4 protein-coding genes are annotated in these 9705 nt (G+C 49.0%); 2 read left to right on the plus strand and 2 right to left on the minus strand.

The window, feature by feature from the left end:
* Positions 1-148 precede the first annotated feature (148 nt).
* Entirely contained in the window at positions 149-3673 is a 3525-nt protein-coding gene (locus QUA10_RS24630; RefSeq protein ID WP_333085177.1) for a response regulator, read from the minus strand.
* A gap of 1148 nt (positions 3674-4821) precedes the next feature.
* On the opposite strand from QUA10_RS24630, the gene QUA10_RS24635 reads away from it, so the two are divergent.
* Entirely contained in the window at positions 4822-5067 is a 246-nt protein-coding gene (locus tag QUA10_RS24635) for a hypothetical protein (RefSeq protein ID WP_333085178.1), read from the plus strand.
* 322 nt (positions 5068-5389) lie between these two features.
* Complete coding sequence (locus QUA10_RS24640) at positions 5390-6013, plus strand: GNAT family N-acetyltransferase (RefSeq protein ID WP_333085179.1); 624 nt, start codon at positions 5390-5392, stop codon at positions 6011-6013.
* Positions 6014-6661: 648 nt separating this feature from the next.
* Here the strand turns inward: QUA10_RS24640 and QUA10_RS24645 are convergent.
* A partial coding sequence (locus tag QUA10_RS24645) for an Ig-like domain-containing protein (protein ID WP_445304827.1) occupies positions 6662-9705 on the minus strand: 3044 nt, incomplete at its 5' end.

Genomic DNA, 9705 nt, shown 5'->3' on the forward strand with positions numbered 1-9705 from the left:
GTTTTTGAGCAACAGCTTGCCTGAGATTCAAAGGTGGCTACTTTTAGCTGCGCTCATTCTTTAGTCTAAACTACAGTCATCTACTTAGTTAGGAATAGGTGGTTCCCAAAATTGTGCGTGGGAGATCAACATATAATACTTCAAATGACTAATCACAATTTAGTAAAAAAGTCAATACCGTTTCATCAATTCCCTTTAGTTTCAAAGGCTTATATTTAACAATGCGATTTTCCTCAACATAATCTGCCACCGCCGCCGAAATCAGCACCGTGTTTGGTTCCGTCACCTCTTGCAAGCGGGCGGCAATATTCACGCTCGGCCCGATCGCAGTATAATCCGATCGATCAGGGCCGCCAAACATCCCCACCACCGCAGTACCCTGGTGAATTCCGCAGCGAAACCGCACCGGAGGCACGCCATTTTCCCCAACAATTCCCTGCTCCAACCACCCCTTGTTAAGCTCCTTCAGAGCTTGCAGCATTTGGCCAGCAGCAGCCACAGCGCGGCGTACTTGCTCATTAGGGGTTAGTTCCTCCGGCGCCCCAAAGAAAGCCATTACCGCATCTCCAACAAACTTGTCCACCGTACCGCCACTGTCAAAAATAGCCTTAGTCATTGCCGCCAAATATTCATTCAACAGCTCAGCTACCCGGCGCGAGCGCAGCGTATTGGCCATTTGAGTAAAACCGACAATATCGCTAAACAAAATAGTAATCAATCGCGGTTCTGGGCGCAAATCCAAGGCCAAATCTCCAGCCGCTGCGGCTTTCACCATTGCCGGCGGCAAAAACCGGCGCAGCACCGACTCAGTTAAATAACTGTTCAACTGCTGCACTCGGCGCTCGTTTTGTTTGAGGGCGATCAAATTCCGCACTTCCGCCAACAATTCTCTATCATTAAAAGGCTTTGACAAATAAGCATCCGCACCCCTTTCTACTCCTTCAATTCGAGTATCTTCGTCGGCTTTAGCAGTCAGCAAAATTGCCGGAGTTCCCTGTAATTCCTCATCCTCTCGAATCATCTTAATCAAATCCAAGCCCGAAATCAAAGGCATCATCAAATCAGTTATAATTAAATTAGGGCGACGTTTTTTAGCCACGGCAAATCCTTCTTCTCCGTTGCGGGCGAGCAAAACTGCAAAGCCGGAATCTCGCAGAATTGCCGACACATAAAAGCGCAAATCAGGATTGTCGTCAACCACCAAAACCGTTCCCACTGCTATTTCTGATTTGATCGGTTGGAGCGCATCAAAGTTATGATTTTCTGCCTCATTTTCCGATAAATCCGCTTCCACATCAGCCAGTTCCACCGCTGCTTTGGATGAGTGAAACTCCGCAGGTATTTCTAGTACCTGTTCCGGGGGCAAGTGAGTCGAACCGAAGTGCAGCCAAACGGTAAAAGTAGTACCTTCGCCGTAAACTGATTCAACTGAAATTTGACCGCCGTGGAGTTCGACTAATTCTTTGACAAGTGCCAAACCTAAGCCGCTGCCTTCGTAGGAACGGCTAGCTGAGCCTTCGGCTTGGTGAAACCGCTCGAATAAATAGGGAATTTGTTCGGTGCGAATGCCGATACCCGTGTCTTTTACTTGCAACAAACAGTGAGCGCCGGCAGATTCAACTTTCAGGGTGATAGTTCCGCCTTCTGGGGTGAATTTAACAGCATTTGATAGCAGGTTGTAAATAACTTTGTCAAATCTTTCCAAGTCCAAATAAAGTAAAGGACATTCTTGCAGTTGGGTAATTAAGTGCAGTCCTTTTTTCTCGCAGTAGGCGCGGAACGACTCTGCGGTAGAGTAACAGAAACCGACCAAATCGCAGGGGCGAAAACTCGGCTGCATCCGTCCGGCATCGAGCCGCTGCAAGTCCAGCAGTTGATTTACCAAGCGCAGGAGGCGACGGGAATTACGCAAAGCGATTACGGCTTGTTCGTAGGGTAAGTCTTCTTTGCGTCTACAAGCTGATTCCAGAGGGCCGATAGTTAGAGTTAAAGGGGTGCGGAACTCGTGGGAGATATTTTGGAAAAATTCGGTTTTGAGCCGATCGGCTTCCAAAAGCCTTTCTGCCTGCTGTCTGGTAGTCTGGTAGAGGCGCGACTGCTGCACGGCTAGAGCAGCTTGAGTTGCGACTATTTGAGCCAGGTCAATGTCTGAGATGTTCCAGCGGCGGATGGTGTGATTTTGGCGCAGGGAAATGCTGCCGATGATTTTGCCTTCTGAGAGTAAGGGAACGACTAACAGGGCGCGGGCTGGCGATCGAACTTGCAGTTCTGTAACATTTAACTCGGGGTGTTCGTCGAGATCTTTGATCGCCACCGGCTCTTTTGATACCATAACTTGCAACAACAGCGGATTGCCTCGAATCGGCACCAAAGACTGTGGCAAAGAAGGATGGGCAAAAACCCAGGCGCGAGTGTTCTCAGCAGCATCGCCAGAAGCCGTCTCGTAGCCCAGAGAGTTCACAACTACTTCTGGATTGTCAATAAAACCCTGTTCTACAGCCACGGTATCCCTATCTGTGTCGTATAGCCCCACGCATTGAACGTATTCATCATCTTCAGTCCACAGAGATAGGGCGCAGCCGTCAACTTGCAAAGCTTGGCCGAGTTGTTGAGTAATAGCTGCAAAAATATTTTGGGGATCGAGACTCGATCGAATTGCCGTAGTAATAGTATTGACTAGGGCCTCGCGCTTGGCCAGCGCCCGCACCTGTTCGTAAGCCCGGGCTTGAGAAAGCGCCAAAGCCGCTTGGTCTGCCACCGTAATTACCAACTGTACCTCGTGGTCTTGCCACTGGCGCGGTTCCTCAAACTGGTGCAGCGCCAAGACTGCCATCAGTTCGATTTTGTAAAACAGCGGTACAATCAAGCTCGATCGAATATTCGCAGCTTCGTAAGCCTGTTGTCGTTGCTGATTATCCCAGTTTAAAACTCGATCATCAGTTTGGGCATCTTGAATCACCTCCACATCCAGAGTTTCCCAAACCAAATCCGGCAGCAAATCGGGCGAGAGTTCGGCAGCAGAAGCATCACCGGGCATTGCTTCCTCATCGCCCCGCAACCCTTTAGTTTCTGCCTTTTGGTAAACGAACCACTCATCGGCCACCCGGCCGTCTTGGAACGGCCGCAGCAGACAGCAACTCACCTCAAACATCTGCCCGACAGTTTCCACAATTCTTTGCAGCATTTGCTGGTAATTGGGAGCCGATCGGATAGTATTGGTAACGGCATAAAGCAGCGATTCTTGGCTCAAAGCACGGCGCAGTTCATTGGTGCGAGTTTTCAGAAGATTGTGAGTCTCAACAGCTTGACTGACAAGATTGATCAGCTCTTGAGCATCCCAAGGCTTGGTAACGTATTTAAATACTTTGCCAGCGTTAATAGCTTCAACTAAATCTTCAACATCCGTATAGCCAGTTAAAATAATTCGGATCACGTCGGGGTACTGAGCCGCCGTCAGGCTGAGAAACTCCGTACCGCTCATTTTTGGCATTCGCTGGTCGGAGATAATCACCGCAACTTCTCCCTCTTTTGCCAAAATTTCGAGCGCAGCGGGGCCTGATTCGGCTCTGAGCACTTTGTAGTCTCGATGAAAGGTGCGGTAAAGCAAGTCGAGGTTATCCGGTTCGTCATCGACGATCAGAATTTTTAGCTTAGGATTTTCTTGGGAATTCATGCACCGTTCTCCTGTGCCCCGGGGCTGTTCGATTTAATAAGTCTGATCAAAGGAAGAATTCGCCGATTTAAATTGCTGAAGTCATAGCATTTTCGATTTTCGATTTTCGATTGCGAATGACTGATGACATAAGGGTTGGGATTTTGCCTAGAGTGCTATTATTTTGGGAAAAATATATCACAATAATTCGTCGATATGAAGTTGTTGTGAGTGTGCGAGGCAAGCATCAACCTTGATTTTTGATGTCTGGGTTTTCAATTCGGAATTCTTCTGAGCCACAGTTATCTGTCGTGCACCCCAATTTTATTATTTAATGATATTCACATAAACTCCTCTCCCGATAATTTTCCTTCACCCCTTACCTTTATGCAGCCGGAGAGCAAACACAAATCTAGCTATTTTAACTGCCGTCTGGATTTCTCAGAATACATAGGAATAACCGTCCTGATTGTGAGTTGATTTGCCAAATTTATTTTTGCTCCTGGCTCCTGGGACTACTTTATTTGGTATGTGAAAGCTGCCCGCAGCAAGATAGAATAGACAACCAACATCTTCGCCTGTGTTTTTTCCCACAAGTAATAGCAACTTTAACAGTCAGCCAAGGATACCGACCACAATCCGGCGCCGAGCTCCTGACTGATATTCGGGGGTGGCTGACAGACCACAGAGGTGTCTGTGGGAGTGACGCAATTGCTGTACCATTTTAGTTAGACTTGCACTTTTTTCCCCGATCTCGGCATTTTTTGTGCGTCCTGCAGACCAACGCCCAAGCCAATTACTGCGGCGAAACACCGCAAGATCGAGCATCCATCTGTTAATCTTAGCTAGGGATGTACTCTGTGGAAACCGATCAGTCGATTTTAGATTTTAGGTTTTAGATTTTAGATTTACTCCACAGATGAATCGGGGAGCTTGAACTAGGGTCTAAAATTTTGAGCAGTCCCCGACGAGTGTCGGTGGCTTGTATCGGTTTTTGGTCAGGGTCAATCAGCTCGATCGAGGTTTTTAAGGTCTCATCGCGCGCAGCAGAGTATCGAACCGACGGGGAAAACCCCTGCTGACTGTTTCCAGGCATCCAAATTTAAATTGGAAGTTGGGAAAGTACCCCCTAGCTCAACAGGTAAGGCCGGTTCCATGGCGGACGGGCGATGAATAGCCCAGAACTGCTGAAAACTAGGGTACCAAGCTGGGGGGGGCGGCGGCGAACATCCGACGCGCGATCGTACCCGGTGTTACTATGGTCAGTCGTGGAGTTTTTCTACTACCGCTGGACGGATAAATTATATTCGATCGGGTATTTCCGTAAGCAGAGATCGGTAGGATTCCGGGAACCTGACGTTAAAACCTTTGTGATTGTTTTTAATACCTTGCCCGCTAAGCTGTCGCGCATTTAATTTGTAAGCTACTGTTTACTTAAACTCTTCTGATGCCGGCCGAAAGCCAGGGATCAAGCTTGAATTTAAAGGCAAAATAGCTTATCCACAAATCTAGTATTAGGGGATGAGTTTTATTTTTTCATAACTAGAGTATTAAATGCTAAAAATTTTCCATTTACCTCAAATGGTACTTAAAGTCAAGCACCAAAAAATATAATTTAATCTGGCTAATAAACTATGCCTATAAGTTACGTTATAAGATCAGTATAACATCAGTGAATTTTCTAAGAGGGTAGCTTAGAAACCCGCGTAAAAAAAATTAATATAGTGGCCTGGCATTGTGAATCCTTCATTTTTTTCCTCACCATCTCACCAACAACAAACTCCCGGACTTTCTGGTTTTTCGATCCGGGTCGCTGTGCCCAACGACTTAACGCAGCTAGCTGATATTTTAGCCATGAGCTTTCACTCCCGCGAGGGGTTGGTAGAATGGGTGTATCCAGTGTTGCGTTTGGGCATTTACGAAGATTTAAAAAATCGACTGCGTTCTAAGGCAGAACATTACATTTGTCTGGTTGCTGAGCTAGTCTCGCGCGAGGAGGGAACACAGAATTATCGATCGCACCGAGCTCAGCGTATGGCAGGAACAGTAGAAATGGCTTTGCGTTCTCGCTTTCCTTGGCAAATCCCTAGTTCTGACTATCCTTATTTGTCGAATTTAGCCGTTCACCCGGATTACCGGCGGCAGGGAGTTGCTCAACAATTGCTCAGCAACTGCGAGGAGACCGCCAAAGAATGGGGATTTTCTGAGATTTACCTCCACGTTCTGGAAAATAATCACCCGGCGCGACAGTTGTACTATCAGGCCGGCTATCGCTTGCAACAGGTGGATTGGAATTGGACTGGTTGGCTGTTCGGCCAGCCGCGCCGCCTGTTTTTACGCAAGCAGATTTCGCTATCCTAAGCTAAGTATTTGAATTGATCATGGGGAATTGGGGCTTCGCCAAGAAAAAGGAAAAAATAGCTATCAGTGTATCTTTTACTTCCGAATTGTGAATCAATGGAATGGGAATGGGGAATTAGTGATAAATTTTAGTTTGCTCTTAAGCCTGATCGCACAACACACTACAATTAGTTGGTAGTAAACACTTGAGCTACCAAGCCTTGTGTACCTTGGAACGCCTGAAAAACCCCATACAAAGTTATATCAACTCCCGTATCCTCGTCAGACGTAAAAACCCGTCAAAAATCACGGAAGTTGCAACAGTAATTAATATAATTAATCTGTGTTTATCTGCCTGTATCTGCGGTTTAAAAAAGATAATTCCTTAACCGTAGATGACAAGGAATTGACGCTAATTCAAGCAAATCAAGATAAGAGATTAATGAATAATCCCGCTGCTAAAAAAATTGATATTATACCAAGTCCGGCTTGAATACACCTTTATTTGTTAGCATTTTAGAGAGGGACAAAAGGCAACTGTAAGAGCGATGTCAAGGGCCGAGTGCAACAAAGTTTCTAACCCGGATTGAGTAGGGTGAGGAACGCCACAGCAGATCAGAACTTCTGTGGCCTTTTGTTCGCCGGAACAGGAGACTTTCGCCGCCAATTCTAGAGTTCAGAGAGATTTGGTAGGAAATCCGAGGAGCCGATCGCCCCGTTAACCCCAACCAGATTCGCTAAAACCCGATCGGTTCCTGCTACTCGCAGCAACGTACCGTTCGGAGTGGCGCTAAATTGCAACTGCTGGAAACTCAGCCCGTCGGTCAAAACAAACTTATCGACGCCTACCTCGAAGTTAATGACAGTATCAGTGCCGCCCTCACCATTCAACACAAATTGATCGCTCCCAATACCTCCAATTAAAGTATCTTCGCCCAAGTCGCCAAACAGCCAGTCATCTCCAGCGCCCCCATTGAGAAGGTCGTTATCTTTACCACCAATCAAGGTATCGCTGCCAGCATCTCCGTTAATAGTATCTTGGCCTTCGTTGCCGTAAAGCAAGTCATCGCCCTCACCACCGTTGATGCAGTCTTGCTGGTCGTTTGCGGCCACCGAGACACCCCGGTTATCAGCACGATCGCCATAGATGGTATCGTTGCCCTCGTCACCGCAGATCTCATCGCTGCCGTCACCGCCGTAAATCAAGTCGTCGCCCTGATCTCCGTGTATGAGATCGTTAGCTTTGCCGCCGTAAATCAAGTCGTTGTCTTGACCGCCAATGATGGTATCGTCACCCTCATCGCCGAACAGCACATCAGCACCGATGCCACCAAAGAGCAAGTCCTGGCCGCCAACATCTTGAACTCGACTTCGAGCACCGCCGTACATGGTGTCGTCGCCGCTGTCGCCGACAAGGGTATCAGAGCCAAGTTCGCCCCAAATCAGGTCATGATCTTTGCCACCCCAAACACAATCATTGCCTTTACCTGCTTGCACGGTATCATTACCGTGGCCGCCGCCGATGATGTCGTTGCCACTGCCACCAAAGAGCAAGTCTTGTTCCCCGATATCCCCGATGGACTGGGAACTGCCACTGTCGCCGAGCAGAGTATCGGCTCCTTGGCCGCCGTAGAGGGTATCAGAGCCTAATTGACCGTAGATGATGTCATTGCCTTTACCTCCGTAAGCGCGATCGTTATCTTTGCCTGCAACCAGCGTATCGTTGTCTTGTTGGCCGTGGAGGAAGTCGTTACCGAAGCCTCCGTACAGCAAGTCGCGTCCCTGGGAGTCGCTGGCCCTTTGGTCGCGGATGCCCCCAAACAAGCTGTCGGAGCCGATGCCACCAAACAACGTATCGGAGCCGAGTTCGCCCCAAATCAGGTCATTTTCTTTACCTCCAAGGGCAATATCGTCACCTTTGCCGGCATGGATGGTATCGTCGCCCTCGTTGCCATTAATGAGGTCTCCAGCCTCGCCTCCGAAAATCAAATCGCGAGCATCGTCAGGGCTCTGGGAGTTGTTCTGCCCGGTGTCTCCGAGAATCGTATCCGCACCTCGATCTCCAAACAGGGTGTCAGATCCTAAGTCGCCGGTAATCCAGTCGTTCTGTTTGCCTGCAAATACGATATCGTTGCCCTCGTCTCCGTAAACAATATCGGTGTCAATGCCCCCAAAAATCGTGTCATTGTCTTCGTTTCCGTAAATTTCGTCCGCGCCGTCTTCACCTAAAAGCAGATCGTTGCCTTCAAAACCGACGATTTTTTGGTTGCCTTTGGTGTCTACGATCAAGTCATCGCCGTCGGTTCCTTTGGTGGTTTGTCCCTCTGAAAATTGTGAAATCGGCCGGACAAAGCCAACAGCAGGTGGTTGCTGCGGGGGCGCAAAGTTAATTCCCGCTTTTTCAATAATGGGCGAACATTGACAGTCGGTATCTGTTTCGGCGATCGGATTTGAGATGATCGGCGATGCCGGCGTTGGTGTAGGTGTAGGTATGAGTGGGGGAACAGTTCCAACTGGCCTCAAGATAGCAGCAACAGTAGCGCTAGCGGGGCTGACTTTGCCGAGGTTGTCGGTGGCGGTGTAGCTGAAAGTTGCTCCGTTAAAGTCAACTGTGGCTACGAAAAATAGTTGTCCTATTTGTGCCGGAGTCAAAACTTGACCGACTGTCACGGGTATGTCGCCGTTGACTGAATCTGATAGGAACAGGACTCCTTGGTTGGCTGGGGGGACTCTGGTGATGGTGTAAGAGACGATCGACCCATCGGGGTCACTTCCTCCCAATCCCAACACCTGCACGAGGCCGTTAGTCGGAACCGTGAAGTTAACATTGTTAATCGATGGCGGTTGGTTGGAAGTCGGGGAGATAGCGGCAACTGTAGCAGTGGCGGGGCTGGTAGCGCCGCTGTTATCTGTGGCGCTGTAGCTGAAATTGGCACCGGTAAAGTCGCCGGTGGATTGGAAAAATAGTTGTCCTATTTGTTCCGGTGTCAAAACTTGACCTGGTGTCACGGCTACTCCGCCGTTGGCTGGATCTCCTAAAAACAGGATTCCTTGGGCCGCTGGCGGCAGGGTGTTGATGGTGTAAGAGGCGATCGACCCATCGGGGTCACTTCCTCCCAATCCCGGCACCCGCGCGCTGCTGTTGGGGTCTACCGTGAAATTAGCATTGTTGGTTACTGGCGGTAAGTTTAGGGGATTTGGTGTGGGAGTTGCTCCTGTGGAACCGAGAGTAGCGGTAGCCAGGGGACTGGTAGCGCCGTTGTTATCTGTGGCGCTGTAGCTGAAAGTTGCTCCGGTAAAGTCGCCGGTGGATTGGAAAAATAGTTGTCCTATTTGTTCCGGTGTCAGGACTTGACCTGGTGTCACTGGTACGCCACCGTTGGCTGGATCTCCTAAAAACAGGATTCCTTGGGCCGCTGGGGGCAGGGTGTTGATGGTGTAAGAGGCGATCGACCCTTCCGGGTCACTTTTTCCCAATCCCGGAATTTGCGCGGTGCTGTTGGGCTCTAGGGTGAGGTTAGTATTGTTGGCTGCTGGCGGTTCGTTGGGAGTCGGTGTGGGAGTTGGTGTTGGTGCTGGAATCGGTATTGGTAATGGTGTGGGAGTGGGTGTTGGTACTGGTGCTGGAGTCGGCGGGGGTGTCGTTCCTGTTAAACCGAGATTCGCGTTAGCTGGGGGGCTAACTGCGCCGCTGTTATCTGTGGCGCTGTAGG

The sequence above is a fragment of the Microcoleus sp. Pol8_D6 genome (assembly GCF_036700965.1).
In the GTDB taxonomy this organism is placed as follows: domain Bacteria; phylum Cyanobacteriota; class Cyanobacteriia; order Cyanobacteriales; family Microcoleaceae; genus Microcoleus.

Excerpts from the sequence above, each read along its gene's own strand:
- QUA10_RS24635 (WP_333085178.1), top strand. The coding sequence starts at position 4,822 with ATGAATAGCCCAGAACTGCTGAAAACTAGGGTACCAAGCTGGGGGGGG.
- QUA10_RS24630 (WP_333085177.1), bottom strand. The coding sequence starts at position 3,673 with ATGAATTCCCAAGAAAATCCTAAGCTAAAAATTCTGATCGTCGATGAC.